At 65.8% G+C, this 25,788-nt stretch carries 21 protein-coding genes; 9 read left to right on the top strand and 12 right to left on the bottom strand.

Annotated features, from left to right (window positions below):
* Positions 1-44: 44 nt before the first annotated feature.
* Complete coding sequence (locus CFB24_RS09970; RefSeq protein WP_088520445.1) at positions 45-1,667, bottom strand: L-lactate permease; 1,623 nt, start codon at positions 1,665-1,667, stop codon at positions 45-47.
* 170 nt (positions 1,668-1,837) lie between these two features.
* Between CFB24_RS09970 and CFB24_RS09965 the strand changes: the two genes are divergently transcribed.
* The 4 genes from CFB24_RS09965 to CFB24_RS09950 all read left to right on the top strand — a co-directional run bounded on the left by CFB24_RS09965 (position 1,838) and on the right by CFB24_RS09950 (position 5,527).
* Positions 1,838-2,599 carry an FCD domain-containing protein gene (locus tag CFB24_RS09965; RefSeq protein ID WP_088520444.1) on the top strand — a complete coding sequence of 254 codons (762 nt, stop codon included), beginning with the start codon at positions 1,838-1,840 and terminating at the stop codon, positions 2,597-2,599.
* Positions 2,600-2,700: 101 nt separating this feature from the next.
* A complete protein-coding gene (locus CFB24_RS09960; RefSeq protein WP_088520443.1) occupies positions 2,701-3,492 on the top strand; it encodes a (Fe-S)-binding protein in 792 nt (263 codons plus the stop codon).
* On the top strand, positions 3,489-4,892 hold the full coding sequence (locus CFB24_RS09955) for a lactate utilization protein B (RefSeq protein WP_088520442.1): 1,404 nt from the start codon (positions 3,489-3,491) through the stop codon (positions 4,890-4,892). The genes CFB24_RS09960 and CFB24_RS09955 overlap by 4 nt, the downstream gene beginning before the upstream one ends.
* A complete protein-coding gene (locus CFB24_RS09950; RefSeq protein ID WP_088520441.1) occupies positions 4,889-5,527 on the top strand; it encodes a LutC/YkgG family protein in 639 nt (212 codons plus the stop codon). The genes CFB24_RS09955 and CFB24_RS09950 overlap by 4 nt, the downstream gene beginning before the upstream one ends.
* A 36-nt stretch (positions 5,528-5,563) precedes the next feature.
* On the opposite strand, the gene CFB24_RS09945 is transcribed toward CFB24_RS09950, so the two are convergent.
* The 5 genes from CFB24_RS09945 to CFB24_RS23050 all read right to left on the bottom strand — a co-directional run bounded on the left by CFB24_RS09945 (position 5,564) and on the right by CFB24_RS23050 (position 11,174).
* Positions 5,564-6,958, bottom strand: coding sequence for a carbohydrate porin (locus CFB24_RS09945; RefSeq protein WP_158255280.1), 1,395 nt, complete (start codon positions 6,956-6,958; stop codon positions 5,564-5,566).
* A gap of 220 nt (positions 6,959-7,178) precedes the next feature.
* Entirely contained in the window at positions 7,179-8,054 is an 876-nt protein-coding gene (locus CFB24_RS09940) for a DUF1003 domain-containing protein (protein WP_206605492.1), read from the bottom strand.
* A 128-nt stretch (positions 8,055-8,182) separates the two neighbouring features.
* Positions 8,183-9,706 (bottom strand): C2 family cysteine protease, encoded by a 1,524-nt coding sequence (locus tag CFB24_RS09935; protein ID WP_088520439.1) that lies wholly within the window; start codon positions 9,704-9,706, stop codon positions 8,183-8,185.
* A gap of 374 nt (positions 9,707-10,080) precedes the next feature.
* On the bottom strand, positions 10,081-10,962 hold the full coding sequence (locus CFB24_RS09930) for a LysR family transcriptional regulator (protein ID WP_088520438.1): 882 nt from the start codon (positions 10,960-10,962) through the stop codon (positions 10,081-10,083).
* 23 nt (positions 10,963-10,985) lie between these two features.
* Positions 10,986-11,174, bottom strand: coding sequence for a hypothetical protein (locus tag CFB24_RS23050; protein ID WP_170068172.1), 189 nt, complete (start codon positions 11,172-11,174; stop codon positions 10,986-10,988).
* Here CFB24_RS23050 and aceE point away from each other — a divergent pair.
* The 3 genes from aceE to lpdA are packed head-to-tail and all read left to right on the top strand — an operon-like array spanning position 11,173 to position 16,919.
* Complete coding sequence (gene aceE, locus CFB24_RS09925; RefSeq protein WP_244593271.1) at positions 11,173-13,833, top strand: pyruvate dehydrogenase (acetyl-transferring), homodimeric type; 2,661 nt, start codon at positions 11,173-11,175, stop codon at positions 13,831-13,833. The genes CFB24_RS23050 and aceE overlap by 2 nt on opposite strands.
* Before the next feature lie 47 nt (positions 13,834-13,880).
* On the top strand, positions 13,881-15,182 hold the full coding sequence (gene aceF / locus CFB24_RS09920) for a dihydrolipoyllysine-residue acetyltransferase (RefSeq protein ID WP_088520478.1): 1,302 nt from the start codon (positions 13,881-13,883) through the stop codon (positions 15,180-15,182).
* 12 nt (positions 15,183-15,194) lie between these two features.
* Complete coding sequence (lpdA, locus tag CFB24_RS09915; RefSeq protein ID WP_088520436.1) at positions 15,195-16,919, top strand: dihydrolipoyl dehydrogenase; 1,725 nt, start codon at positions 15,195-15,197, stop codon at positions 16,917-16,919.
* Positions 16,920-16,944: 25 nt separating this feature from the next.
* Here the strand turns inward: lpdA and CFB24_RS09910 are convergent, their stop codons facing one another.
* From CFB24_RS09910 to CFB24_RS09900, 3 genes are all read right to left on the bottom strand, one after another.
* Positions 16,945-17,346 carry a thiol-disulfide oxidoreductase DCC family protein gene (locus CFB24_RS09910; RefSeq protein WP_088520477.1) on the bottom strand — a complete coding sequence of 134 codons (402 nt, stop codon included), beginning with the start codon at positions 17,344-17,346 and terminating at the stop codon, positions 16,945-16,947.
* A gap of 17 nt (positions 17,347-17,363) precedes the next feature.
* Positions 17,364-17,996 (bottom strand): NAD(P)-dependent oxidoreductase, encoded by a 633-nt coding sequence (locus tag CFB24_RS09905; protein ID WP_088520435.1) that lies wholly within the window; start codon positions 17,994-17,996, stop codon positions 17,364-17,366.
* 106 nt (positions 17,997-18,102) lie between these two features.
* Positions 18,103-20,232 carry a glycoside hydrolase family 3 N-terminal domain-containing protein gene (locus CFB24_RS09900; protein WP_088520434.1) on the bottom strand — a complete coding sequence of 710 codons (2,130 nt, stop codon included), beginning with the start codon at positions 20,230-20,232 and terminating at the stop codon, positions 18,103-18,105.
* Between the two features lie 63 nt (positions 20,233-20,295).
* Here CFB24_RS09900 and CFB24_RS09895 point away from each other — a divergent pair, with 63 nt between their 5' ends.
* Positions 20,296-22,050 carry an ABC transporter ATP-binding protein/permease gene (locus CFB24_RS09895; protein WP_088520433.1) on the top strand — a complete coding sequence of 585 codons (1,755 nt, stop codon included), beginning with the start codon at positions 20,296-20,298 and terminating at the stop codon, positions 22,048-22,050.
* A 124-nt stretch (positions 22,051-22,174) separates the two neighbouring features.
* Entirely contained in the window at positions 22,175-23,578 is a 1,404-nt protein-coding gene (gene trmFO, locus CFB24_RS09890; protein WP_088520432.1) for a methylenetetrahydrofolate--tRNA-(uracil(54)-C(5))-methyltransferase (FADH(2)-oxidizing) TrmFO, read from the top strand.
* Here the strand turns inward: trmFO and CFB24_RS09885 are convergent.
* From CFB24_RS09885 to secF, 3 genes are read right to left on the bottom strand one after another with little or no spacing between them, the layout of a single operon-like run.
* The gene (locus CFB24_RS09885) at positions 23,575-24,399 is read right to left on the bottom strand and encodes a phytoene/squalene synthase family protein (RefSeq protein WP_141098414.1); all 825 of its coding nucleotides are present in this window, start codon (positions 24,397-24,399) and stop codon (positions 23,575-23,577) included. The two genes, trmFO and CFB24_RS09885, sit on opposite strands and share 4 nt — an antisense overlap.
* A 56-nt stretch (positions 24,400-24,455) precedes the next feature.
* On the bottom strand, positions 24,456-24,842 hold the full coding sequence (locus CFB24_RS09880) for an Mth938-like domain-containing protein (RefSeq protein ID WP_088520430.1): 387 nt from the start codon (positions 24,840-24,842) through the stop codon (positions 24,456-24,458).
* Positions 24,842-25,777 carry a protein translocase subunit SecF gene (gene secF, locus CFB24_RS09875; RefSeq protein WP_088520429.1) on the bottom strand — a complete coding sequence of 312 codons (936 nt, stop codon included), beginning with the start codon at positions 25,775-25,777 and terminating at the stop codon, positions 24,842-24,844. The genes CFB24_RS09880 and secF overlap by 1 nt, the downstream gene beginning before the upstream one ends.
* Positions 25,778-25,788 lie beyond the last annotated feature (11 nt).

The following is a 25,788-nucleotide window of genomic DNA, read 5'->3' as shown; positions in this document are numbered from 1 at the left end:
ATGAAATGCGCGGAGGGCCGCAAGGCCCTCCGTGACTGGTCTTTTTACTTAACCACCGGAATCACCCAGGGGATGACGAATTGCTGGAACGCCACCAGCGCGCTCAACGCCAGCGTCAGCACGATGGAATGGCCGAAGGTGCGCGAGAACACCAGGCCCTCCTTGTTGGTCAGGCCGGTGACCGTGCATCCCGTGACGATGTTCTGCGGCGAGATCATCTTGCCCATCACGCCGCCCGAAGAATTGGCGGCGGCGAACAGCACCGGGTTGAGGTCGAGCTGCCGGGCGGCGACCACCTGCAAATTGCCAAACAAGGCGTTGCCCGAAGTGTCGGAGCCGGACAGCATCACCGCGACCCAGCCCAGGAAGGGCGACAGCAGCACGAACAGCTTGCCGGTCGAGGCGACGCCATGGCCGAGCGTGTACGCCATGCCGGAATAGTTCATCAGATAGGCGAGGCCGATGATGAAGGTGACGGTGATCGCCGCGATCCAGCTCTGCTTGGCGGTGGCGCCGATACAGCGGAAAAAGTCGGCGGGCGACAGTTTCACGATCAGCGCGGTGATGATCGTGGCCAGCAGAATGGCGGTGCCGGTGCCGAGCGGCTGGAAGGCCCAGACGGCGGCATAGGGCTTGGCGTTGTAGAGCGTGATCGAGATGGCGTTGTGCAGGCCGGGCCATTCGATCTTGCTCTGGCCGATGCTGGCGACGCCGAAATGCGTCCAGGCGATCACCACGCCCGACACGATCAGCCAGGGCAGCCAGCCCTGCCACAGCGCGACGTCCGGCACGCGGTCGGCGTGTTTTTCGGCCTCGAACGCCTCCTGGGAAATGGCGAATTCCGGGTCGGGCCGGGGCTTCCACACCATCAGGAACAGCAGCGTGCCGCCGAGCGAGCCGAGCGAGGCCAGCACGTCGGTCAGCGAATAATCGAGCCAGTTCGAGGCGACGAATTGCGAAAAGGCGAAACAGCCGCCGGAGACCAGCAGCACCGGCCACAGCGCCTTGACCGAGCGCCAGCCGCCGTAAGCCGCCATGACATAGAACGGCAGGATCAGCGCGAGAACGGGCAACTGGCGGCCGATCATGGCGCCGAGCGGCGCGGCCGGCAGGCCCGTCACGGCGCCGAGCACGGTCACCGGCACGCCCAGCGCGCCGAAAGCGACCGGCGCCGTGTTGAAGATCAACACGTAAACCAGCGCCTCCAGCGGCGGGAAGCCGACCAGGATCAGCAGCGACGAGGTGATGGCGACGGGGGTGCCGAAGCCCGACACGCCTTCGAGCAGCGCGCCGAAGCAGAAGCCAATCACGATCAGCACGATGCGGCGGTCGTTGGGCAGATGCTCGATCACCCAGGCGCGGAAGGCGTCGAAGCGCCCGGACTTGACCGCGACATTGTAGAGCAGCAGCGCGTTGACCACGATCCACATCACCGGCCACAGCGCGAACACCACGCCGTTCAGCACGGAATCGACCGCCAGTTGGGCGGGAACCTTCCAGGCGTAGATCGCCAGCGCGAGGCCGACGGCCAGACCGAGGCCGGCGGCCTGCCAGGCCGGACGGCGCAACAGGCCGAGCATGACGAGCACCACGACGACCGGCAACGTCGCCGCGGCGAAGGACAGCGCGAGGCTGTCGCCCACGGGCGTGAGCAGTTGAGCGAACATGTTTCCTCCCCTGACGGAGACGCGCAGCTATTGACCACGCGCATAGCTGGTATGTTTAATTGACCATTCTCGATTATTGGATCGGTCACGGTTTGGCAATAGTTCCTTGGACTGATGTTTTGGTCAGTGGTAAGCTTGCCGGGCAAATGTCATTTCGAGCGCGCCCGGCCATGGAACCTGTCCGCAATCTCAAACTTTCCGACGCGATCGCCGACCATCTGGAGCAGCTGATCCTGGAAGGCGCGCTGCGCCCCGGCGAACGGCTGGCGGCCGAGCGCGAACTGGCCGAGAAACTCGAAGTGTCGCGCCCGTCGCTGCGCGAGGCGCTTGAAAAATTGCAAAGACGCGGACTGATCGAGACCAATCGCACCGGCACCTGCGTCACCCAGTTCATGGCGCCGCTGACCGAGCCGCTCGCGGCCATGATGCAGGCCAACGAGCAGGCGTTGCTGGATTATCTGGAATATCGCGGCCTGGTGGAGGGCGAGGCGGCGCGACTGGCGGCGGTTCGAGCCACCGAGCCGGAACGCGAGGCGCTAAAAGCCTGCCTCGACAAGATGCGGACAGCCCACGCCAAGGACGATCCCACCGACGAGGCCGAGGCCGACGCCGACCTGCACATGCTGATCTACGAGGGCTCGCACAATCTCGTGATGCTGCACATCATGCGCGCTTTTTCCGACATGCTGCGCCATGGCGTGTTCTACAATCGGCATCAGCTTTACACCCATCCCGGCGCGCGCGAGGATTTGCTGAAACAGCACCTCGACATTGGCGAGGCCGTGCTGGCGCGCGATCCTGCGGCGGCGGGCGAGGCCGCCTCGCGCCATATGGTGGCGACGGCGGAAACGCTGCGCGCCATCCGCGAGGAGCAGACCCGCGTCGCCCGCGCGCTGCGCCGGATGGGCCGCTCGGAATTCGTCGCGTCCTGACCTCTGGTCAAATTAGTTGACCACAAGTAATATTCGCGTTAGGCAACAATGAAAGAGGCCGGCCGCGCGTCAACGCGCGGAAAAATCAGGGCGGTCATACGATGGAAGAAAACGCCAATTCAGGCGGGGCGCGTCAGGCGCCCCCCAAGGTCGGGCTATTCGCCACCTGTCTCGTGGACATGCTGCGGCCGAACATCGGTTTTTCGGCGCTGGAGCTTTTGCGCGCGGCGGGCTGCGACGTTGAGGTCCCCAAGGCGCAGACCTGCTGCGGTCAGCCCGCCTACAACAGCGGCGACGACGCGTCAGCCAAGCGACTGGCGCGGCAGGTGATCGAGATCTTCGAGGATTTCGACTATCTGGTCGCGCCTTCGGGCTCCTGCGCCGCGATGATCCGCGTGCATTATCCCGAACTTTTCCACGCCGATCCCGCCATGCGCGAGCGCGCGGAACGTCTTGGCGCCAAGACGTTCGAGCTGCTGAGCTTCCTCGCCGACGTGCGCGGCTTCCGGCCCCGCGGCGTGTCCTGCAAGGCCAGCGCGACCTATCACGACACCTGCTCCGGCCTGCGCGAACTCGGGGTCAAGGCGCAGCCGCGCGCCCTGCTCGCCGCCATCGAAGGGCTGGAGATGCGGCCGATGGAGGGCGAGGAGACGTGTTGCGGCTTCGGCGGCACGTTCTGCGTGAAATATTCGGAAATCTCCGACGCCATCGTCACGGAAAAGGCCGAGAATATCGTGGCGACCGGCGCCGACCTGCTGCTGGGCGGCGATCTCGGCTGCCTGCTCAACATGGCGGGCAAACTGCGTCGCGCCGGCGCCTCCACCCGCGTCTTCCACGCCGCCGAGCTGCTGGCGGGCCGCGCGCTCCACGCGATTGGCGAGGAGAAGCCATGACGACGGCGCTTGGGACTTTTAAAGACCGGGCGCGAAAAGCGCTGGGCGACAAGACGCTGAAGACCGCGCTCGACCGCACCACCGGCAATGCGCGGGTCAAGCGCGCCGCCGCCGTGGCGGCATGGCCGGACTTCGACCGGGCGCGCGCCGCCGCCGCCGCGATCAAGGATCACGCGCTGGCGCATTTCCCGCATTATCTCGAACAATTCGAGCGCAACGCCTTGGCGAGCGGCGCGAAAATTCACTGGGCGCGCGACGCCAAGGAAGCCTGCGCCGCCGTCATCGACATCTGCCGGCAAGCCAAGGCGAAGACCGCGACGCGTTCGAAAAGCATGCTGGGCGAGGAGATCGGCCTGCCCGACGCGCTGGCGGAAGCGGGCATTCGCCGCGTCGAGACCGATCTCGCCGAGCACATTATCCAGCTCGCGGGCGAAACGCCGTCGCACATCATCTGGCCGGCGGCGCATCGCACCCGCGAGGATGTCTCCAAACTGTTCCAGCAGCACCACCGCGACCATTTGCTGCTGACCGAGGTCGAGGCCATGGTGGCCTCCGCGCGCCACGAATTGCGCGACGATTTTTTCGGCGCGGAAGTGGGTATATCCGGCGCGAATTTCCTGGTGGCCGAGACCGGCGCGATCTGCACCATCACCAACGAAGGCAACGCCGAGCTGACCACCACGCCGCCGCGCGTGCATATCGTCACCGCCGGCATCGAAAAGATCGTGGCGACGACCGAACACGCGCTGCAATTGACGCGGCTGCTGGTGCGCTCGGCCACCGGCGCCGATCTCACGCAATACACCACGTTTCATTGCGGGCCGAAGCGCGCGGGCGACCGCGACGGCCCCGAGGAATTCCACATCGTGCTGGTGGACCACGGCCGCACGCAAATGCTGGAGGAGATGCCGGACATGCTGCGCTGCGTGCGCTGCGGGGCCTGCCTCAACCATTGCGTGGTCTATCGCAAGATCGGCGGCCACGCTTATGGCGGCGCCTATCCCGGCCCGATGGGCGCGGCGCTGACTCCGATATTCGACGGACTGGAGCCGTCGCGCGACCTGCCGCACGCCTGCACGCTCAACGGGATGTGCAAGCAGGTCTGCCCGGTGGACATCCCGCTGCCCACCCTGCTGCGCGACTGGCGCGCCAAAAGCTTCCGCCAGGGTTTTGAGTCGCCGGCGCTGCGGCGCGGGCTGGCGCTGTGGGCTTTGGTCGCCAGCAAACCCCGGCTCTACCGGGCGGCGCTGGCGCTGGCCCTGCCGCTGCTGCGGCGGCGCGGCAAAGACGGCTGGATCGCCGCCCTGCCCTTCACGCCGGGTTGGACGCAAAGCCGCGATTTCCCGACGCCGGCCAAGAAGACGTTTCTGGCGCAGATCGAGTCGGGAGAACAGGCATGAGCGCGCGCCACGATATTTTCTCCGCCCTGCGCCGTCTGCGGCCGCAAAGCCATTCCGAGGCGGCGATCGCGGCGCAGGCGCGCGATCTGGCGCGGGCGATGCAGGACTGCCTGCCGCCGCTGGAATTTTCCGATCTCGTCGAGAATTTCATCGCCCGCGTCACGGCGGAGAAGGTCGGCGCCAGCGTCGAGCGCGCGGCGGACTGGAGCAATTTGCCGGAGGCGGTCGCGCGTTACGCCGAGACGCATGGTCTGGCGAAGGAGGCCGCGCTGCAACCCGATTCCCGCCTGCTGGCGCTGGATTGGTCGGAGATTCGCGCCGCGCCGCTCACGTCCGACACGATGATGGCGGTGGGCGCGGCGCGCGGCGGCATAGCCGAGACGGGATCGCTGCTGTTCCATTCCGGGCCGGAGGCGCCGACGCTCTATGGCTTTATGCCGCTGCACCACATTGTCGCGCTGGAGGCGCGGGCGATCGTCGCGCGTTTCGAGGATTACGCCGCGCAGGAACAGGGCCAGCCGCAGCCGCGCAATGTCAATTTCATCACTGGCGCGTCCGGCACCACCGATATCGAAGGCGTGCTGGCGCGCGGCGCGCATGGACCACGCCGGCTGCATATCGTGATGATCGGTTGATGAAAAAGGCGCGCCTGTCGGGCGCGCCTTTTTCCGTTAGAAGTTGAGCGTGGTGCGGACGCCGAACACGGCCGCATCGCGCACGCGGGCGCCATTGGCGTCGGCCACGCCGCCGCCGGGGCGGAAAATGTACTGGAAGTCGGGCTGCACGTTCCAGCCGGACACGATCTGGTACTGATAGGTCAGCTCCAGCGCGGTTTCGTCGCGGCGCGCGACCGCCGCGCCCGAATCGATGTCATAGCCGCGCAGCCAATTGGAAACATGAGCGTAGGCCACAGCGACGCCGAAAGCGTCGTCCGGCCGTCCCGGAACCAGCCCGGTGAAGTTCACGCCGCCATCGACGTAGAAATCGACCATGTTGCGGTCGCCCGGCGCGCCGGCCACGCGCACGAACAGCGCCGCGCCCTTGCCGGGTTCGTCGCCCATTTTCCAGATTTGCTGGTCCAGCACGCCGTAAAAGCCGTAATCGCCTTTCAGCACGCCGGCCACGCCATTGCTGGCGAGGCCGCCGAGCGGGGAGCCTGCGGTGTCGTAGCGCAGGTTGGCGAAATTGCCGTAATGCTCGAACGCGCCGAACTTGATCGTGCCGGCCAGGCCCGTGTCGTCCTTGCCCTGGTTGTACTTGTACTGAACTTCCTGCATCGCGAGCGGCGCGTCCTGCAGGCGGACATTGGTCCCGTAACGGTTGCAGCGCTGGGCGTCGTCGCCGCACGAACCCGCGGGATCGCCGTTGAACACGGCGGCGAGGATGTTGACGGGGTCGCTGTCGCTGCCGAGCTTGACCCGGACGCCGGGGGTGGCGAAGGGATAGCCGGGACCGCCGCTCGGCAGGTTGGCGCCGGTGAAGGCGGGCCAGCCGAACGTGCCGTTGATGAACAGCGCGCCATATTTGCTGACGAAGAATTCCGTATCGGCGGCGAGCTGGCCGAAGCGCAGGCTGAGGCCGTCGTCGAACGCCCTCTGCTCGTACCACGCCTCGTAGAGCCGGAAGGTGGGCAGCGCCTCGATATTGCTGGCCGTGAGCAGATTGCCAAGATAATAGCGCGACAGGCCCGTGCCGTGGATCCAATAGGCGTTGGCGTGGATCGCGCCGCCGGTCAGGCCGGCGATCTTCTCCATGTCGGCGTCGAGCACGAATTCCATGCGCCCGTCATAGATCGCGCCCTGGCGCTTGCCCCCGGAGGCGGCGCCAAGAACCTCGCCGATGTAGTTGAGCTGCAGATTGACGCCCTTGTCCCTGAGCTGCTTCTTGAAATCGACGATAGGCGCGAACGCCGGAACGCTGTTGAGAACGGAGGGCAGATCGTCGGGCGCGGGTTCGGCCGGGGGCGCGGCGTCGGCGGCGCGGGCTGGACCGCCCGCAAGCGCGCCCAGCAGGACGGCGCCAACGGCCAGCTGCCGTTTTTTCTTGCTCCACTTCGGGCTTTTCATATCGAAATCCATATCTTTTCTTAGTTGCCGCCGATCTCGACTTAGTTTTACGCCGGAATGCTTCAAACACAAGCAGCACAACCGGCGGCGCACGTGGAAGACCTCGACTCTGGCGCTAGCGCCACAGCGACTCTCCCCGGCGAACTTTCCGAGTGTGGAGAAATAAAGCTTGAGCCTTAAAAGCCTGCAATTGAAATGCGCTAGATTGGAATTATTCCAGTCAAGCGGCGGGCGCCGGGTCCTCGCGCCGCCTCGGGGTTTTGGTCTTCTTGCGGCGGTCGGCTTGTTGCAGCATTTCGATCTGCACCTGCTGTATTTCCGACAGCCGCTGCCATTGCCGCGAGATCAGATAGTCGATCTTCTCGTGCAGGTGGCGGATTTCGAGTTCGGCCTTGAGGTTGACGCGATAGTCGTTGAGTGAGCGCTGGCGATCCTTGGCCTCCTGCCGCTTCTGGCTCATCATGATGACCGGCGCCTGGATCGCGGCGAGGCAGGACAGGACGAGGTTGAGCAGGATGAACGGATAGGGATCGAACGCCGCCCCTTCCCCCCTGACCAGATTGAAGGCCATCCACACCACCAGAACGACCGCGAAGGAGATGAGGAAGGCCCAGCTGCCGCCGAAACTCGCCAGATGGTCGGACAGCCGCTCGCCAAAGGTGCGATGCTCCTCATATTCGTCTTCGGTGTTTTCGGCGATGGTTTCCTGCTTGGCGATGCTTTCGGCGACCTGACGGTCGAGTTCGCTAAACTCGCCGTGCTCCTGCTGCAACAACTCCTCGACATAGAGCATCTGGTAGCGCGCGAGTTCGCCATACGAGATCCGCGCGTTGGCCGGCAGCTCCGGATAGTCGCGACGGATGCGTTCGGCGAGCGAGGGGCGCAGACTGTCGATGAGCACCAGCTGGCGCTTGCGATACCTGCGCCCGCTGATCGCGGAGGCGACTTTCTTGACCCGCCGCTTGGCGGCGGAGGCCTCGTCGTCCCCGCCCTCGCCGGCCGGTCCGAACTCCTGCTCGTCTTCGAGGCTCTGCGCGTCGATCTCCTGATCGTTCAGGTTCAGGTCGAGCGGGATCTTCTCGCCGGTGGTGGACAAGGGGCATCTCCAACAGTGCGCGGTTTCGTCGCAGGGTCTTCATGCCGTTACCACGAGATCGCCGTCATGCGAACGCCGGAGAGCCGAGGCGGTTGCGCCTTTTTTCACAACCGCCGGAGGAACGCGGGTCAGGCCGTCATGACCGCCCCGCCGTTGACGTTGAAGCGCACGTTCTGGGCGGCGAGCTCGTCGAGCTTCATGGTGAAGCGCGCGGTGATCGTGCCGTTGGCGTTCCAGGGATTGTCCAGCGTCACGGTCTGGGTGTTGGAATTGTAGCCGACCACGGCGAAGCGGTGGTTGCCGACGAGATTGTTGTCTTCGAACACCTGGCCGGTGCGGCCGCCGGCGATGGCGTCCATGGTGACGATCTGGCCGGACGACAGCGCGGTCGAAATCTGGTTGCCGAGGAAGGTCTTCATCGCGGCGTAATGGCCGTTGGCGGCGGAGTCCGAATTCAGGGTGTAATGGGTGGTCGAGGCGTTCTGCAGCGCGGTCTGGGCGAAATCGGAGCCCGTCACCTTCAAGCCCGCGGAGAGATACCAGTCGCCGTCGGTCGAGAGATTGGCCATATCGTTGCTGCCGCCGTTCACCTCCGACAGGAACTCGGCATAGGCCTTTTCCGCGATCTGGCTCCACAGCGTGCCGTTGGAGCCGCCGTTATATTCGTAGATCGACTTGTCGTTGCGGGTGCCGTCGTTCATCACGGCGAGCTTGCTGTCCACGGTGACATATTGCTTCTCGCCGTTGAGGTAGAAGCGGACGCCATAGGTGCCGTCTTGATTGTCCGTGATCATGTCCTGGATCGCGCCGGGATTCGCGGCGGCGAGCGCCGCCAGCGAGGCGAGCAGCGAACTGTCGGCGAGGCGGCCCTGGTTGACGTCGGACGCCTGCGGTCCCGAGCCGAACAGCGAGCCGCCGAGGCCATAGAAGTCCTGGTAATGTGAATTGGCGTCGATATTCGGATTGTCCGTCCCGCCGAACCATTTGTCGACCAGCGCGGTCATCTGCGCCTGCGTGCTGGAGGCGGTCAGGTTGCCGCCGGCCTTGTCGTTCCGGGTGTTGCCGAGGACGACATTGTCGAACATCTGCTTGACGTAATCCGAAGCGGTGATGGCGTAGGCGCCGCTGGCGTTGAGGTTCTTCGCGATCGCCTGCAGGGCCGCCATCTTGTCGGCGGTCATGTCGCCGGTTCCCGCCTCGGTGAGAATCGCCTTGGCGTCGGAGAAGGACAGCGTGTTGCCGCTGACGTAATGCGAAACCTGCTGAATGAAGGAATTGCTGGAATCGAGCTGGGCCGAGGCGCCGGTCGCGACGTTCTGGGGCGCGACATAGGAGGCGTCCTTCTGGGACGTGGTGACGCCGTAGCCGCCGGCGTCGGGCAGCGAGGCGCTCTGCGCCTTCTGGAAATTGATCAGCTCGGTCAGCTTGCCGTCGATATCGATCAGCAGCGCCTGGAGCGCGGACGTGTCCGACGAGGACGCGGAGGCCGAGACCTGGTTCGAGGACGAAGAATAGGACGACGACGAGTTGGCCGAGGCGGACGACCGCGCCAGGGCGAGCGAGGACGCGAGCTGGGTGAGTTTGGTGAAGTCGTAGGCGCCGGAATAGCTGCTCCAATAGGAGACCGAAGAATTATTTATGGCGGTGCTCATGGCTCTGCTCGCGAATGACTGTCGGGCGATGCCAAGCAGGTTCGCGGCGAGATATTAACAGATTGCTAACCATTTCCGTCGGAATGGCGACGTTTCGGTCCCGCGCTTCACGCACTCTTCGTCTTTTTTGGTCGCTAATCCCCTGAACAACCTTAACAAATTGATGAGGCCGAGAGATCGCGTCAGGGTTGAAAAATATTTTTTGGACAACCTTCGCGCGAATAGCTGGGCGGCGTCGGTCAGGCAGTCATGACCGCGCCGTTGGCGTTGCAGGGATTTCCAGCGTCACCGTGTGCGGGGTGGAATGATCGCCGACCGCGGCGAAGCGGTGGTCGGCGACGTTAACCTTAAGGCAAATCGCGAGGGCGCGCGGCTCAATCGAAGCGCGAGGCCATCGCCAGCGCCTGCCAGGCGCGGGCGGCGTCGGACAGATAGGCGCCCTTGCGCCAGACCAAAGCGAGCCGCCAATCGACGTCCGGTTCGTCGAGGGCGAGGCTCGCCACGCCGCGCCGGGCGTGGCTCTCGACCAGCAGGCGCGGCAGGAAGGCGGCGCCCACATCGGCCGCCGCCAGTTCGACCACGAAATCGATCTGGCCCGAGCGCGCCGCCACCACCGGCTCGAACCCGGCGCGGTGACAGGCGTTGATGATGACACGATTCTGGGCGAACCCGCTTTCGAACAGGATCAGCGGCGTATCGCGCAAGTCCTGAATCGTGACGCGGCCGCGCTGCGCCAGCGGATTTTCCGCCGCAACCAGGGTCATCAAGGGATCGCGGCGGATCTCATGCCACTCGAAATCCTCGTCCACCGGCAGCAGCGACGCGGCGAAGTCGATTTCGCCCAGCCGCAAAATCTCCTCGAGCCGGGCGCTGCCCTGCTCCACCAGCCGGATGTCGATGCCCGGATAGGCCCGGCGGAAGCGCGCGAACAGCGGCGCGAACAGGATGCCGCTGCCGACCGGCGGCAGGCCGAGCCGCAGCGCGCCGCGCTTGAGGCCGCGCAATTCGTCGATTTCCGCCAGGAGGTCGTCGCGCTCGGCCAGCAGCCGCACCGCGCGGGCGTAAACCGCCTCGCCGATCGCCGTCATGCGCGGCTTTTGCGCCAGACGGTCGAGCAGCGGCGCGCCGATTTCGTCCTCCAGCGCGCGCACCGCCTTGCTGACGGTCGATTGCGTCGCGTTCAGCGCCTTGCCGGCGGCCGTGAACCCGTTCTGTCGGATGACTTCCACAAAGGCGCGAAGATTCTTCAGCTCCATTATATTCCGATATCGAATAGTCCTTAGGAAATCAATTCATTTAGAGAATTGTCAACTGTGACATAATCTCGCAGCCGCAGATCAAATAAATAAGATCGCGGCGGGCGCAAAACCGCCAACTGGGAGGGGCGCAAGCCTTCAACAAGAAGACGGGTTCCGACGCCGGACCGCAGGTCCGCCAGGCGGAGTCCCATGCCGGAGGAAAAATCCATGGACCGCGCCGAATCCGCGCAAGAAACCCAGGAATGGCTGGAATCCTTGAATTCCGTTCAGGAATTCGAAGGCGTCGAGCGTGTCGACGAACTGCTGGCCGATGTCGTCGCCGAGGCGCGCAAGAACGGGGCGCAACTGCCTTTCGCCTGGAACACCGCCTATATCAACACCATTCCGCCCGAGAATCAGCCGGAGCATCCCGGCGTCCGGCACATTGAGACCAAAATCCGCGCGGCGATCCGCTGGAACGCGGCGATGGTCGTGCTCAAGGCCAACAAGGTCTCGTCCGAACTCGGCGGCCATATCGCCTCGTTCCAGTCCGCCGCCACGCTCTATGACGTCGGCTTCATGCATTTCTGGCACGCGCCTGCGGAGAACCACGCCGGCGACCTGATTTTCATCCAGGGTCATTCCTCGCCCGGCATCTACGCCCGCGCCTTCCTCGAAGGCCGCATCAGCGAGGAGCAGATCCTCAATTTCCGCCAGGAAGTGGACGGCAAGGGCCTGTCGTCCTATCCGCATCCCTGGCTGATGCCGGATTTCTGGCAATTCCCCACGGTCTCCATGGGCCTGGGGCCGCTGATGGCGATTTATCAGGCCCGCTTCCTGCGCTATCTCGAAGGACGCAGCCTGATCCACACCCACGAACGCAAAGTGTGGGCGTTCATGGGCGACGGCGAGATGGACGAGCCGGAATCGCTCGGCGCGATCTCGCTGGCCGGACGCGAAAAACTCGACAACCTGATTTTCGTCATCAACTGCAACCTGCAACGCCTCGACGGCCCGGTGCGCGGCAATGGCAAGATCATCCAGGAGCTTGAGGCCGATTTCCGCGGCGCCGGCTGGAACGTGGTCAAGCTGGTGTGGGGCACGGGCTGGGACGAGCTGCTGGCCCGCGACTTTTCCGGCCGCCTGCGCCAGTTGATGGAGGAATGCGTCGACGGCGAATATCAGGACTTCAAGTCGAAAAACGGCGCCTATATCCGCGCGAAGTTCTTCGGCCGCTATCCCGAGACCGCCGCCATGGTCAAGGACTGGTCGGACGAGAAAATCTGGAAGCTGACGCGCGGCGGGCACGATTCCCGCAAGATCTACGCCGCCTACAAGGCGGCGGTGGAGCACAAGGGCCAGCCCACCGTCATCCTCGCCAAGACCATCAAGGGCTATGGCATGGGCTCGGCCGGCGAAGCGCAGATGATGGCGCATCAGGCCAAGAAGATGAGCCTCGACGCGCTGAAGCAATTCCGCGACCGCTTCAACATTCCCGTCTCCGACGGCGAGATCGAGCATCTGCCGCTGATCAAGTTCCCGGCGGGCTCGGAAGAAGACAATTACCTGCACGAACGCCGCAAGGCGCTGGGCGGCTACCTGCCCGCGCGCAAGCGCCACGCCGAAAAGCTGGAGATCCCGCCGCTGTCGGCGTTCGAGCTGCAATTGCAGAGCACGCAGGGGCGCGAAATCTCCACCACCATGGCGTTCGTGCGCGTGCTGAACCATCTGCTGCGCGACAAGAACATCGGCAAGCGCATCGTGCCGATCGTGCCGGACGAATCCCGCACCTTCGGCATGGAGGGCATGTTCCGGCAATACGGAATCTTCTCGCAGGTCGGGCAGCTCTACAAGCCGCAGGATGCGGATCAACTGTCCTGGTACAAGGAGGACCGTTCCGGCCAGATGCTGCAGGAAGGCATCAACGAGGCCGGCGCCATGGCGAGTTGGATCGCGGCGGCCACGTCCTACGCCAATTCCAACACGCCGATGATCCCGTTCTACATCTATTATTCGATGTTCGGGTTCCAGCGCGTCCATGACCTGTGCTGGGCGGCGGGCGACATGCGCGCGCGCGGCTTCCTGCTCGGCGGCACCTCCGGGCGCACCACGCTCAACGGCGAGGGTTTGCAGCACGAGGACGGCCACAGCCACATCCTCTCGGCCACCGTGCCGAACTGCGTCTCCTATGACGCGACCTTCTCCTATGAAGTCGCGGTCATCGTGCAGCACGGCCTCAAGCGCATGTATGCCGACGACGAGGACGTCTATTTCTACCTCACCCTGCTCAACGAGAATTACGAGCATCCGGCCATGCCGGAAGGGGCGGAAGACGGCATCGTCAAGGGGGCCTACGTCTTCAAGCGCGCGCCCGCCGGCACGCCCAAGGAGAAGAAGGTCACCCTGCTCGGCTCCGGCGCCATTTTGCGCGAGGTGATCGCAGGCGCCGCGCAACTCGAACGCGATTTCGGCGTCCACGCCGACATTGTCGCGGTGACCAGCTTCACCGAACTCAAGCGCGAGGCCGAAAGCGTCGACCGCTGGAACCTGCTGCATCCGCTGGAGGACGAGCGGGTTCCCTATATCACGCAACTGCTGCAATCGCTGGGCGACAGCCCGGTGGTGGCCTCCACCGATTATGTCCGCGCCTTCGCCGAGCAGATCCGCGCCTATGTGCCGACGCGCTACAAGGTGCTGGGCACGGACGGTTTCGGCCGCTCCGACTTCCGCCGGAAGTTGCGCGCCTTTTTCGAGGTGGACCGCAATTTCGTCGCGCTCGCCAGCCTGAAGGCCATGGCGGATTCACAGCTCATCCCGGCCAAGAAGGTCGCCGAGGCGCTCGAGCTTTATCACATTGATCCGGAAAAGCCCGATCCGACGCGCGTGTGAACGCGCGCGATCCGCAAGGCCCGAATTATTTCTGGAAAGTCAAATCCATGTCCAAGATTGAAGTCAAAGTTCCCGATATCGGCGATTTCAAAGGCGTTCCCGTCATCGAAGTGCTGGTGAAGCCCGGCGACGTCATCAAGGCCGAAGATCCGCTGATCGTGCTGGAGAGCGACAAGGCCACCATGGAAGTGCCCGCCCCCGCCTCCGGGCGGGTCGGCGAGGTGCTGGTGAAGATCGGCGACAAGGTGGCCGAAGGCGTCGCCATCCTGACGCTCGAAGCCGAAAGCGCCCCCGCCCCCGCCCCGGTGACGCCGGCCGCGCCGCCGCCCGAACGCCGGGAGCAGCCCATCGCCGTCACCGACGAGTTCGACGCTGGCAAGGCTGCGCCTGCGATGAAACCCGGCCCGGCCCCCTTGCTCGGCCCGCGCGGGGCGCTGGTGGATTTCGGCGCCGTGTTCGCCTCGCCCGCCGTGCGCCGCCTCGCCCGCGAACTCGACGTCGATCTGACCAAGGTGCCGGCGTCCGGCGAAAAGGGCCGCGTCACCAAGGAAGACGTGAAAAAGTTCCTGGGCGGGGGCGCCGCCGCGCCCGCCGCCGCGAGTGGCGCCGGCATCCCCGAAATCCCCGCCATCGACTTTTCCAAATTCGGCCCGATCGAAGAGAAGCCGCTGTCGCGGATCAAGAAGCTTTCGGGGCCGTTCCTGCATCGCTCCTGGCTCAACGTGCCCGCCGTGACGCAGAACGACGAGGCCGACATCACCGATCTCGAAGAATTCCGCAAAAAACTCGACGACGAGGGCAAGAAGGCCAAGGAAGCCTATCGCGTTTCGCTGCTGCCGTTTTTGGTGCGCGCCAGCGTGGCGGTGCTGAAGGAGTTTCCCGATTTCAACTCGTCGCTCAGCCCCAACAAGGACGCGTTGATCCACAAGAAATACTGGAACATCGGTTTTGCGGCGGACACGCCGGAGGGCCTGGTGGTGCCGGTGATCAAGGACGCCGACAAGAAGGGCGTGCTGCAGATCGCCAAAGAACTGGGCGAGCTGTCCACCAGGGCGCGCGCGGGCAAACTGTCTCCGGCGGAAATGTCCGGGGCCACCTTCACCATTTCCTCGCTCGGCGGCATTGGCGGCACCAGCTTCAGCCCCATCGTCAATGCGCCGGAAGTGGCCATTCTCGGCGTAGTCCGCTCGAAAATGGCGCCGGTGTGGAACGGCAAGGAATTTGTCCCGCGCCTGATGCTGCCGCTGAGCCTGTCGTATGACCATCGCGTGGTCGACGGCGCGGCTGCGGCAAGGTTCGCGCGGGCGCTGGCGACGGTGCTCGAAGACATTCGCCGTCTCGCGCTGTGATTGGGGGCTGACATGACCATCGAAATCAAAGTCCCCGACATCGGCGACTTCAAGGACGTGCCGATCATCGAAATCCTGGTCAAGGCCGGCGACACGATCAAGCCGGAAGACCCGCTCGTCGTGCTGGAAAGCGACAAGGCGACCCTGGAAGTGCCTGCGCCGCAGGCCGGCGTGGTCAAGGAAATCAAGGTGAAGGTCGGCGACCGCGTTGGCGAAGGCGCGCTGCTGCTGACGCTGGACGCGGCGGAGGCCCAGCCCCCGGCGAAAGCCGAGGCCGACCGCGCGGCGCCCGCGCCCGCCCCGAGCGCCGCCGCAGCCGCCGACCTGCACGCCGAGGTGCTGGTGCTCGGCGCCGGTCCCGGCGGCTACAGCGCCGCCTTCCGCGCCGCCGACCTCGGCGCCAAGGTGGTTCTGGTCGAGCGTTGGAATATTTTAGGCGGCGTCTGCCTCAATGTCGGCTGCATCCCCTCCAAGGCGCTTTTGCACGCGGCCAAGGTGATCGACGAGGCGCGCGAAATGGCCGACCATGGCGTGTCGTTCGGCGAGCCGAGCATCGACCTCGACAAGCTGCGCGGCTGGAAGGACAGCGTGATCAAGCGCCTGACCGGCGGCCTCGCCGGCATGGCCAAGCAGCGCAAGGTCACGGTCGTCACCGGGTTGGGAAAATTCGCCTCGCCCACCACCGTCGAAGTGACGGCGGACGACGGATCGAAGAAGGTGATCTCCTTCGACAAGGCGATCATCGCGGCGGGCTCCGAGCCGGTCACCCTGCCCTTCATTCCGCATGACGACAAGCGCGTGATCGATTCCACCGGCGCGCTGGCGCTGGAGGACATTCCCGAAAAACTGCTGGTGCTGGGCGGCGGCATTATCGGGCTGGAAATGGCCACGGTCTATGTCGCGCTCGGCTCGCAAGTGACCATTGTCGAGCTGATGGACCAGATCATCCCCGGCGCCGACAAGGATGTGGTGGCGCCGCTGGCCAAGCGCCTCGGCAAGAAGGCCGAAATTCTGGTCAAGACCAAGGTCACGGCGGTCAAGGCGGAAGCCGACGGCCTGCGCGCGACGCTGGAAGGCGCCGATGGCGCGGTTCGCGAGGCGGCGTTCGACCGAATTCTGGTGGCGGTCGGCCGCAAGCCCAACGGCAAGCTGATCGGCGTCGAAAACGCCGGCGTGAACGTCGACGAGCGCGGGTTCATCGCGGTGGACAAGCAGATGCGCACCAATGTCGCGCATATTTTCGCCATCGGCGACATTGTGGGACAGCCGATGCTCGCCCACAAGGCGACCCATGAAGCCAAAGTGGCGGCGGAAGCATCTTTAGGCCACAAGTCGGCCTTCGACGCCAAGGTGATCCCCGGCGTGGCCTATACCGACCCGGAAGTCGCCTTTGTCGGCGTCAGCGAGAACGAGGCCAAAGCCAGGGGCTTGAACTATGGCAAGGCCGTATTCCCCTGGGCCGCCTCGGGCCGCTCGCTGTCGCTTGGCCGCGACGAGGGCCTGACCAAGGTGATCTTCGACGAGGACACCAAGCGCCTGCTCGGCGTCGGCATTGTCGGCCCCAGCGCCGGCGACCTGATCGCGGAAGCGGCGCTCGCCATCGAAATGGGCGCGGACGCCGAGGATATCGGCATGACCATCCACCCGCATCCCACTTTGTCGGAGACGTTCGGCCTCGCGGCGGAGCTTTACGAAGGCACGATCACGGATCTGATCGCGCCGAAGAAGAAAAAGTGAAACGCAAATGAGCCGCTCCGGCGGCTCATTCTTTTGCTGACCGACCGCGCCAAGCCAAAATGCGCCCGATGCTGCGGGAAAGGAACGGCCGCACCGGCAAGAACGCCCGGTAGCCCAGCTCCAGCACGGGCAACACGCCCGGCAGCGACGCCGCGCGCGCCGCCCAGCGCCAATTCGGCAAGCGACGCCAGATCTCGACGAAGGCCGCCGCGCCGGACAAGACGCGCCCGTCGCACGCGCGCACATGAAACCGCGCCATCGCGCGCTGACAGGTCATGCCGTCCGGGGTTGCGGCGCCGGGTTGCGAGACATCGACAAAACAAAGCGCGCCGGCGCGATCCTCGCGGCGATAATAGCCGATCTCCGCCTGACACAACGGACAGGATCCGTCGAAATACACCGTCGATTTCGCAAGCTCCGGCTCCACGGCGATCTCCAAAAAAGTCAGTTGACCAGAACCGGAGCCTGACCGACGTAGGTCCGATCCTCGATCTGGCGAACCAGGAAGTCGGCGACATCCGCCCGCGAGATGAGTCCATTGCGCCACTTCGACACTTCGGCAAGCGTCTGGTAGCGTCCGGTTTTCGGGCCATTGGTCAGAATTCCGGGCCGCGCGATGGTCCAGTCGAGACCGCTGTCCTTAATCAAACGCTCCTGCGCGCTCTTGTCATCGTAAGCGCGGCCGAGGAAAAACTTGAAGGGCAGTTTCTGCAAAAAACCGATGCTGGCGCGGCTGTCGCCGGCGCCAAAACCGGTGACGCAGATCAGACGCTTGACGCCCTTGGCCGCCATCGCCGCGACCAGCACGCGGGTCGCGGCCGAGAACAGGCTGACAGGCTTGAACAAATCTCCGCCGGCGATGCCCAGCGTCTGGATCACGACGTCCACCCCGGCCAGAGCCGCTTCGACATCCGCGGCCTTCAAAGCATCCCCCGAGACCTTTTCAAGATTGGGGTCCGAGATCTCTATTCCGGCGGCGGAGCGCGCGAGGGCGCGAACCTGATGGCCGGCCTTGAGAGCCTGGCGCGCCGTTTCCAGCCCGATCCCCTTGCTGGCGCCGATGATCAGCACATGCATTATGAAAAACCTTCCGTCGCAATTTCGAGCCGCACCGGCGGCTCGGCATTGCATATAGGGATTGCAAATCCGCCCCGGCAGGCTGTCGGCTGCATTTTCCAGCGCCTCAGCTCAAAGGCCTGCACACGAGCGGCGCCGAAAGCAGCGCGCGCCGGTCGGCGCTCAAGCCCACGGAAATGTCGAAATCGCCCGGCTCCAGCCTCGGCGTCAGATCGGGACCGAGGCACGCCAGCGCTTGCGCCGCCAGCGTGAAGGTCACGGTCCTGGTCTCGCCCGGAGCCAACGCCACCTTGGCCCAGTCCTTCAGCTCCAGCAGCGGCGGCGCCGCGCTCGCCACGCGGTCGCGCGCGAACAGAAACACCGTCTGCAGCGACGGGCGGTCGGACAGGTTCTTCGCATCGACCTCGACGCGCAAAATATCCCGGGCGCTGAATTCGCTTTGGCCCAGCCGCAACCTGTCCAGTTCGACCCTCGCATAGGACAGGCCGTGGCCGAACGGGAACTGCGGGTCGTTGGGCGCGTCGATATATTTGCTGGTGAAGGGATCGTTGTCTTTGAGCGGGCGCGAGGCCGGTCGTTCCGCGTAAAAAATCGGGATTTGTCCGACCTCTTGCGGCCAGGTCGCCGGCAACCGCCCGGCCGGGTCGATCCGACCGGTTAAAACCTCGGCGATGGCCTGACCGGCGGCGACGCCGAGGAACCAGGTCGCCACCAGCGCATCGGCCCGCTCCGCCAGCCAGGGAACGATCAGCGGCCGCCCCGACGACAGCAGCGCGACCACCGGGCGCCCGCTCGCCAGCACCGCCTCCGCGAGCTGCCGCTGGCGGCCCGGCAGGCCGGGATGGGCGCGGCTCGACGCCTCGCCGCTCATATTGGCGGCCTCGCCGAGGCAGAGCACGACGACTTCGGCGCCGTCGCACAACGCCACGGCCTCCGCTATGCCGCTGTCGTCGCCGCCGCGGATGCTCACGCCCGCCGCGTGAACAATGTCGCACTCAGGCAGCGCCGCGCGCAGCCCGTCGAGAACGCTCACGCATTGGCTCGCGTCGGCGGCGAGCGTCCACGGCCCGACCATTTCCTCGCGGGCGTCGGCCAGCGGCCCGATCACGGCGATGCGGCGCGTGGTTGCGCCGAGCGGCAGCGCGCCGTTGTTGGTCAGCAGCGTGACGCAGCCGCGCGCCGCCTCCAGCGCGAGTTCCCTGTCGGGCGGCGGCGCCGGCGCCCGGATGCGGCGATACGGATCGTCGAACAGGCCGAGCTTCTGCTTGAGTGTGAGGATGCGGCGCACGGCGGCGTCAATGTCGGCCATCTCCACCAGCCCGCGCGCAAGCGCCTCGGGCAGCGCCGACAGATAGACGCCGCTGACCATGTCGAGGTCCACGCCGGCTTTGAGCGCCAGCGCGCCGGCCTCAACGCGGTCGGCGGCGATTCCATGGTCGATCAGTTCTTCGATGGCGGCGTAATCGCTCATGATCACGCCGTCGAACCCGAGTTTTTGGCGCAGCCACCCGCGCAGCAGCGGAACATGGGCCGTCATCGGGACGCCATTGACCGAATTGAACGCCGCCATGATCGCGGCGCAGCCCGCCTGCACGGCGGCGCGGAACGGCGGCAGATAGGTTTCGTGCAGCGCGCGGTCGGAAATATCGGCGGCGGCGTATTCGCGCCCCGCCAACGCCGCGCCGCCGCCGACGAAATGTTTGGCGGTGGCGGCGACCGAAGCGGGCGAGGCCAGATCGCCCTGGAAGCCCAGCACCTTGGCGGCGGCGAAACGCGCGCCCAACAGCGGGTCCTCGCCAAAGCCCTCGGCCATGCGGCCCCAGCGCGGATCGCGCGCCGTGTCGAGCATGGGCGCGAAGGTCAGATCGGCGCCGTCCGCCGCCGCCTCGGCCGCCGCCGCGCGGGCCGTGCGCTCCCACAGGCCGGGATCGAACGCGCCGGCCTCGGCCAGCGGAATCGGGAATGCGGTTTTATGGCCGTGCAGCACGTCGCAGCCGAAAAACAGCGGTATGCCCAGGCGCGTTTCCTCCACGGCCAGCCTTTGAAACCCTTCGGTGGCCTGCTTGCCCCAGATGTTGAGCAGCGAGCCGGCCTCGCCCTTGCGCAGGCTTTCGGTCGTCGCTTCGCCGCGCACCGGCCCGGTGGTCGCGCCGCCCGCCGTGGCCATGGTCATCTGACCCAGCTTTTCGCCGAGGGTCATGCGGGCGAGCAGGGATTCGATAAGGGTGCCGGTCATGGTGTGCGCCGCCTTTCCCCCGCCATGTTATAAGCTTGGCCTTGGTTTGCGAAGGCGAATGCGATGGCGGGACCCATAGAGGCCGCGGATGAGGATTTTGTCGCGCTGGGGCGGGGTCTGTTGCGCGCGCTCAGCGCCTCGGCGCAGCGGCGGGTTCTGGCGGCGCTGGCGGCAGGGCTGTGCGTCGTGGTCGGCGGCGGCGCCTGGATGCAGATTCGCCTGAACGCCTGGACCAAGGCGTTCTACGATTCGCTCGCCGAGAGGAACCTGGACGCGTTCTTTCATCAGCTATTTCTCTATCTGTTCATCGCCGGAACGCTGCTCGCGCTCAACGTCGCGCAGAAGCGGCTGAATCTCACCATGAAGATGGTGCTGCGCGAGGGCCTGACCCGCGATCTGATCGCGCAATGGCTGGCGCCCGGTCGCGCTTTTCGCATCGGCGCCGCCGGCGCCATCGGGGTCAACCCGGACCAGCGCGTGCATGAGGACGCCAACCATCTGGCCGATCTCTCCACCGAACTCGGCGTCGGCTTGCTGCAATCGGCGCTGCTGCTCGCCTGTTTCATCGGCGTATTGTGGCGGCTGTCGGAAAATGTCGTGCTGTCGTTCCGAGGCCAGCATTTCAGCATCCCCGGCTATATGGTATGGGCGGCGCTGATTTACGCCGGCGCGGCCTCGTTCCTGTCGTGGCGGGCGGCGCGCAAGCTGGTGCCGCTGACGGCGGAACGCTACGCGCGCGAGTCCGACCTGCGCTTCGCCCTGGTCCACGCCAGCGACCATGGCGAGGGCATCGCCGTGCATCGCGGCGAGGCGGAGGAAAGAGGCAAGCTGAACGCGCGGTTCGACCGTCTGCTGGCGGTGCTGCGGCGACTGATCGGCGTGACCACGCGGCTGACCTGGGTGACCGCCGGCTCTGGCTGGATCATGCTGGCGGCGCCGACGCTGGTCGCCTCGCCCGCCTATTTTGCCGGCGATCTCAGCTTCGGCGGGCTGCTGATGGCGGTGGGCGCGTTCGAGCAGGTCAACCAGTCGCTGCGCTGGTTCGTGGACAATTCCAGCGCGATCGCCGACTGGCGCGCCACCCTGCTGCGCGTCGGCGGGTTTCGCCGGGCGCTGGAGGACCTGGATCGCTTCGGCGGCCCCTGCCGCATCGACCGCGCCGTCGCGCCGGACAATGTGCTGCGCCTCGACGATCTCGCCGTCGCCTCGCCGGCGGGCCGGATCAGGCTCGACGCGGCCCATGTCGAAATCGCGCCGGGCCAGCACACGCTGATCGTCGGCGCGCCCGGCGCCGGCAAGACCAGCCTGTTCCGCGCCCTGGCCGGCCTGTGGATCTGGGGCGACGGCCGCATCGGCCTGCCGGCGGACGACCGCATGATGTTCATGCCCAAGCGCGCCTATATTCCCGACGGGCGGCTGCGCGACGTGCTCGCCTATCCGGGCGCGGCGGACGCATTGGACCCCGCCCTGTTCGCGCAGGCGCTGGCGCGCATGGGCCTGAGCCATCTCGCCGGGCGGCTGGACGAGACCGCGCGCTGGGACCAGGAGTTGAGCGAAGCCGAACAGCAGGGCCTCGCCTTCGCCCGCCTGCTGCTGCATCGACCATTGTGGGTTGTAGTCGATTCCGCCATCGACTCGCTGTCCGCCGCCGCGCGCAAGGCGCTGCTCGACCTGTTCGGCGCCGAGCTTTCCGGCTCCACGCTGGTGTATATCGCCGGGCCGCAGGGCGACGATCCCTTCTTCGGGCGCGTGCTGCATCTGGCGCCCCAGGAGACCTGCCCCGCCGTTTCTCTTTCCTCCCAACAACTTCCGCGCTAATAACGCGCCTTCCCCGCAGGAACTCCCGCGAGCCGGTCGCCGGCTTCCGGCCCAGGCTCCTCGAAAACCAGAAACCGAGCGTGACATCGTCGCCCCGACGAGGTCAGGCCGGCCGGACGCACATATGGCCAATCCCGCTTACGATCTCGACCCCATCCATGTCATCGGCGGCGGCCTCGCCGGCTGCGAAGCCGCCTGGCAGATCGCCCGCGCCGGCGTCGCCGTCGTCCTGCACGAAATGCGGCCGGTGCGGCCGACCGACGCGCACAAGACCGACGCGCTGGCGGAACTGGTCTGCTCCAACTCGTTCCGCTCCGACGAAGCCTCGACCAATGCCGTGGGCGTGCTGCATCGGGAGATGCGGGCGATGAATTCGCTGATCATGGCCTGCGCCGACGCCAATCAGGTGCCGGCGGGCGGCGCGCTGGCGGTCGATCGCGAAGGATTCGCCGGCGCCGTCACCGCCGCGCTCGAATCCGACCGCACCATCACCCTGCGCCGCGAGGAAATTTCGCTGCCGGCGGCCGAATGGGACAATGTCGTGATCGCCACCGGCCCCCTCACCTCGCAGGCCCTGGCCGAAACCATCGGCGGCCTGACGGGGGAGGACCAGCTGGCGTTTTTCGACGCCATCGCCCCCATCGCGCATTTTGACTCGATCGACATGGACAAGGCCTGGTTCCAATCGCGCTACGACAAGGCAGGCCCGGGCGGCACCGGCGCCGACTACATCAACTGCCCGCTCGACCGCGACCAATACGAGGCCTTCATCGACGCTCTGCTCGAAGGCGAGAAGACCGCATTCAAGGACTTTGAAAAGACGCCCTATTTCGACGGCTGCCTGCCGATCGAGGTCATGGCCGAGCGCGGCCGCGAGACGCTGCGGCACGGGCCGATGAAGCCGTTCGGCCTCACCAATCCGCACAATCCGACGCAAAAGGCCTACGCCGTGGTGCAACTGCGCCAGGATAACGCGCTGGGCACGCTCTATAATATGGTGGGGTTCCAGACCAAGCTGACCTATGGCGCGCAGATCAAGGCGTTTCGCACCATTCCGGGGCTGGAGCGCGCCGAATTCGCCCGCCTCGGCGGGCTGCACCGCAACACCTTCCTCAATTCGCCGCGCGTGCTCGATTCGCGGCTGCGGCTCAAGGCCGATCCGCGCTTGCGGTTCGCCGGCCAGATCACGGGCTGCGAGGGCTATGTCGAGAGCGCGGCGGTCGGGCTGATCGCCGGCCGCATGGCCGCCGCCGAGCGCCTCGGCGGCGTGCTGGCGCCGCCGCCGCCGACCACGGCCATCGGCGCGCTGATCAACCACATCACCGGCGGCCATATCGAGACCATCGACGCGGGACCGCAGAGCTTTCAGCCGATGAACGTGAATTTCGGCCTGTTCCCGCCGCTGGAAATCGCGCCGACCTCGCCGGAGGGCAAGCGGCTGCGCGGCCCTGAAAAGGCCCAGGCCAAGAAGCGGGCGATCTCCGCGCGGGCCGACGCCGACCTGAAGGCGTGGCTCGGGGTCGTTTAAACTTTGCCGCGCAACAGCGCCCATTGCCGGCGCCATTGCGCGATCTCCGGCAGCGGGCTGAGCGGGTCCGCCGCCTCGTCCATCTGGGCGAGATAGAGCTTGGGCAAGGCCATGACGCGATAGGCCGACGCCTCTGGCTGCGGGGTCTGCTCCAGGGCGGCGACGGTTCGGTCCAGGTCGGCGCGGGCGTGGGCGCGCAAATCGGCCAACGCCGCGCGCAGGCCCGGCGTATTCTCCCGCGTGACCAGACCGAGACCGTAAGTCGCCGCGAGATCGGCGGGAATGAGGCTCTTGTTTTCCGCCGCCAGCCACGGCAAGGCGCGCAGCAGGCCGGTGAGGGCGTAGGCGCGGCCGGCGGGTTCGGCGGCGACGCCGCTCGCCTCCGCGCCCGCGAGGATCTGGCCGGCGAGCCGGAACAATGTCCCCGCCGTGAGGTCGCAATAATGGTCAAAGGCTTCGACGTCGGGATGCGGTTCGCCATAAAGGTCGAACAGCCGCGCCTCCAGCAATTCCAGCAAGGGCTCCCGCTGCAGGCCGCAGGCGTCGAGCGTGGTCAGCAGGGCGTCGGCGACCGGATTGCTGCGCGCCTCGCCCTGCGGCTCGCCATTGAGCAGATCGGTCCAGAATTGCAGCCGCATTTCCCCGAGCAGGGGTTGCGTGACCTGTGACGCCACCCGCGCGACTTCGAGATTGAAAGCGTAGAGCGCGTGGAGATGCGGGCGCCTGTCGGCCGGCGCGAACATGCTGGCCAGCCAGCGGTCGCGATCGCCCTCGCGAAGGGCGGCTTCGCACAGGGCGTAGGAGTCGGGTGGTGAGGTCATGGCCGCGCCGCGATAGTTCGCATGGAAGCTCCTCTTCGCGGCGCGGGCGCCGCTCGTCACGCCACCGCGATCAACAACGCCCCAACGCGGCGCTTTTCGCCAAGCAAAATATTGTAGGTCTGCGCGGCGTTGCCGGTGCTCATCGGGTCGCAGCGCACGCCGCGCTCAAGCAATTTCTGACGCAAAACCGCGGGAACCGGATGCAGCGACGGCCCGCATCCGAACAACAGCAAGTCCACCTCGCCCGGCGGCAGCGCGAACACGGGCGCCAGCGTCGCCTCGTCCACCTCGGAAAACCGGGTGGCCTTTATGGCGCGGACGCCATCGGGCAGGACCAGCAGCGAGCCGACATGCGACATGCCGCCAAACGCGAAGGCCCCCTGCCCGATCGCCTCGATCCGATGCGCGCCGGGAAGAAAGCCGTCGTATTTGCCGCCTTGCATCAAGGCCGGCCGCTCGTCGCCGTTTCGGCGCGGCCGGCGTGCTCGTTGCGCAGGCCGAGATAGATCAGCGTCGGCGAGCAGATGAAGATCGACGAATAGGTGGCGACGAAAATGCCCCACATCATCGCCAGCGAGAACGACCGGATCACCTGGCCGCCGAAGATCACCAGCGACGCCAGCGCCAGGAACACCGTGGTCGCCGTCATCAAGGTGCGCGGCAACACGGCGTTGACCGACATGTCGATCAGCTGGTCCGTGGGCATTTTCTTGTATTTGCGCATCATTTCGCGGATGCGGTCCAGCACCACCACGGTTTCGTTGAGCGAATAGCCGACAATGGTCAGAATCGCCGCGATGGAGGTGGTGTTGAATTCGAGCTGGGTGATCGAGAAGAAGCCCACCGTCAGCAACAAATCGTGCATGGTGGCGATGATCGCGCCGATGGCGAATTGCCATTCGAAGCGGAACCACAAATAGCTGAGAACGGCGAAGATCGACAGCACCACGCCGAGCGTGCCCTGCTGCACCAACTCGCCGGAGACGCGCGGCCCCACCACTTCGATGCGGCGGAATTCGTAGCTGTCGCCCAGCGCCTGCTTGACCTTCTCGACCGCCGCCTGTTGCGCCGCATCGCCGCCGGGCTGCATGCCGAAGCGAATCGAGGCGTCGGCGGGCGTGCCGAATCCCTGCACTTCGAGATCGCCGAGATTGAGATGCTCGGACAGATCGCGAATGTAGGAGAGATCGGCGGTTCCCGACTTGGCCTGCACCTCCAGCAGCGTGCCGCCGGAAAAGTCGATGCCGAAATTCATGCCCACGAACAGGAACAGCAGCACCGAAATGATCGAGAGCACGGCCGAGAACGGGTAGGACACGCGCCGAAAGCGCATGAACGGGAATTTGGTGTTTTCGGGCGCAAGCCGCAGGAGCTTCATCTTGAGAATCC

The sequence above is a fragment of the Rhodoblastus acidophilus genome (genome assembly GCF_900187365.1).
Classification (GTDB): Bacteria; Pseudomonadota; Alphaproteobacteria; order Rhizobiales; family Beijerinckiaceae; genus Rhodoblastus; species Rhodoblastus acidophilus.
This window is presented reverse-complemented; position numbering and strand designations above follow the sequence as displayed.

Bases quoted from the DNA above. Each gene is read 5' to 3' on its own strand.
- CFB24_RS09970 (WP_088520445.1), bottom strand. From the start codon at position 1,667: ATGTTCGCTCAACTGCTCACGCCCGTGGGCGACAGCCTCGCGCTGTCC.
- CFB24_RS09965 (WP_088520444.1), top strand. From the start codon at position 1,838: ATGGAACCTGTCCGCAATCTCAAACTTTCCGACGCGATCGCCGACCAT.
- CFB24_RS09960 (WP_088520443.1), top strand. From the start codon at position 2,701: ATGGAAGAAAACGCCAATTCAGGCGGGGCGCGTCAGGCGCCCCCCAAG.
- CFB24_RS09955 (WP_088520442.1), top strand. From the start codon at position 3,489: ATGACGACGGCGCTTGGGACTTTTAAAGACCGGGCGCGAAAAGCGCTG.
- CFB24_RS09950 (WP_088520441.1), top strand. From the start codon at position 4,889: ATGAGCGCGCGCCACGATATTTTCTCCGCCCTGCGCCGTCTGCGGCCG.
- CFB24_RS09945 (WP_158255280.1), bottom strand. From the start codon at position 6,958: ATGAAAAGCCCGAAGTGGAGCAAGAAAAAACGGCAGCTGGCCGTTGGC.
- CFB24_RS09935 (WP_088520439.1), bottom strand. From the start codon at position 9,706: ATGAGCACCGCCATAAATAATTCTTCGGTCTCCTATTGGAGCAGCTAT.
- CFB24_RS09930 (WP_088520438.1), bottom strand. From the start codon at position 10,962: ATGGAGCTGAAGAATCTTCGCGCCTTTGTGGAAGTCATCCGACAGAAC.
- aceE (WP_244593271.1), top strand. From the start codon at position 11,173: ATGGACCGCGCCGAATCCGCGCAAGAAACCCAGGAATGGCTGGAATCC.
- CFB24_RS23050 (WP_170068172.1), bottom strand. From the start codon at position 11,174: ATGGATTTTTCCTCCGGCATGGGACTCCGCCTGGCGGACCTGCGGTCC.
- aceF (WP_088520478.1), top strand. From the start codon at position 13,881: ATGTCCAAGATTGAAGTCAAAGTTCCCGATATCGGCGATTTCAAAGGC.
- lpdA (WP_088520436.1), top strand. From the start codon at position 15,195: ATGACCATCGAAATCAAAGTCCCCGACATCGGCGACTTCAAGGACGTG.
- CFB24_RS09905 (WP_088520435.1), bottom strand. From the start codon at position 17,996: ATGCATGTGCTGATCATCGGCGCCAGCAAGGGGATCGGGCTGGAAACG.
- CFB24_RS09900 (WP_088520434.1), bottom strand. From the start codon at position 20,232: ATGACCGGCACCCTTATCGAATCCCTGCTCGCCCGCATGACCCTCGGC.
- CFB24_RS09895 (WP_088520433.1), top strand. From the start codon at position 20,296: ATGGCGGGACCCATAGAGGCCGCGGATGAGGATTTTGTCGCGCTGGGG.
- trmFO (WP_088520432.1), top strand. From the start codon at position 22,175: ATGGCCAATCCCGCTTACGATCTCGACCCCATCCATGTCATCGGCGGC.
- CFB24_RS09885 (WP_141098414.1), bottom strand. From the start codon at position 24,399: ATGACCTCACCACCCGACTCCTACGCCCTGTGCGAAGCCGCCCTTCGC.
- CFB24_RS09880 (WP_088520430.1), bottom strand. From the start codon at position 24,842: ATGCAAGGCGGCAAATACGACGGCTTTCTTCCCGGCGCGCATCGGATC.
- secF (WP_088520429.1), bottom strand. From the start codon at position 25,777: ATGAAGCTCCTGCGGCTTGCGCCCGAAAACACCAAATTCCCGTTCATG.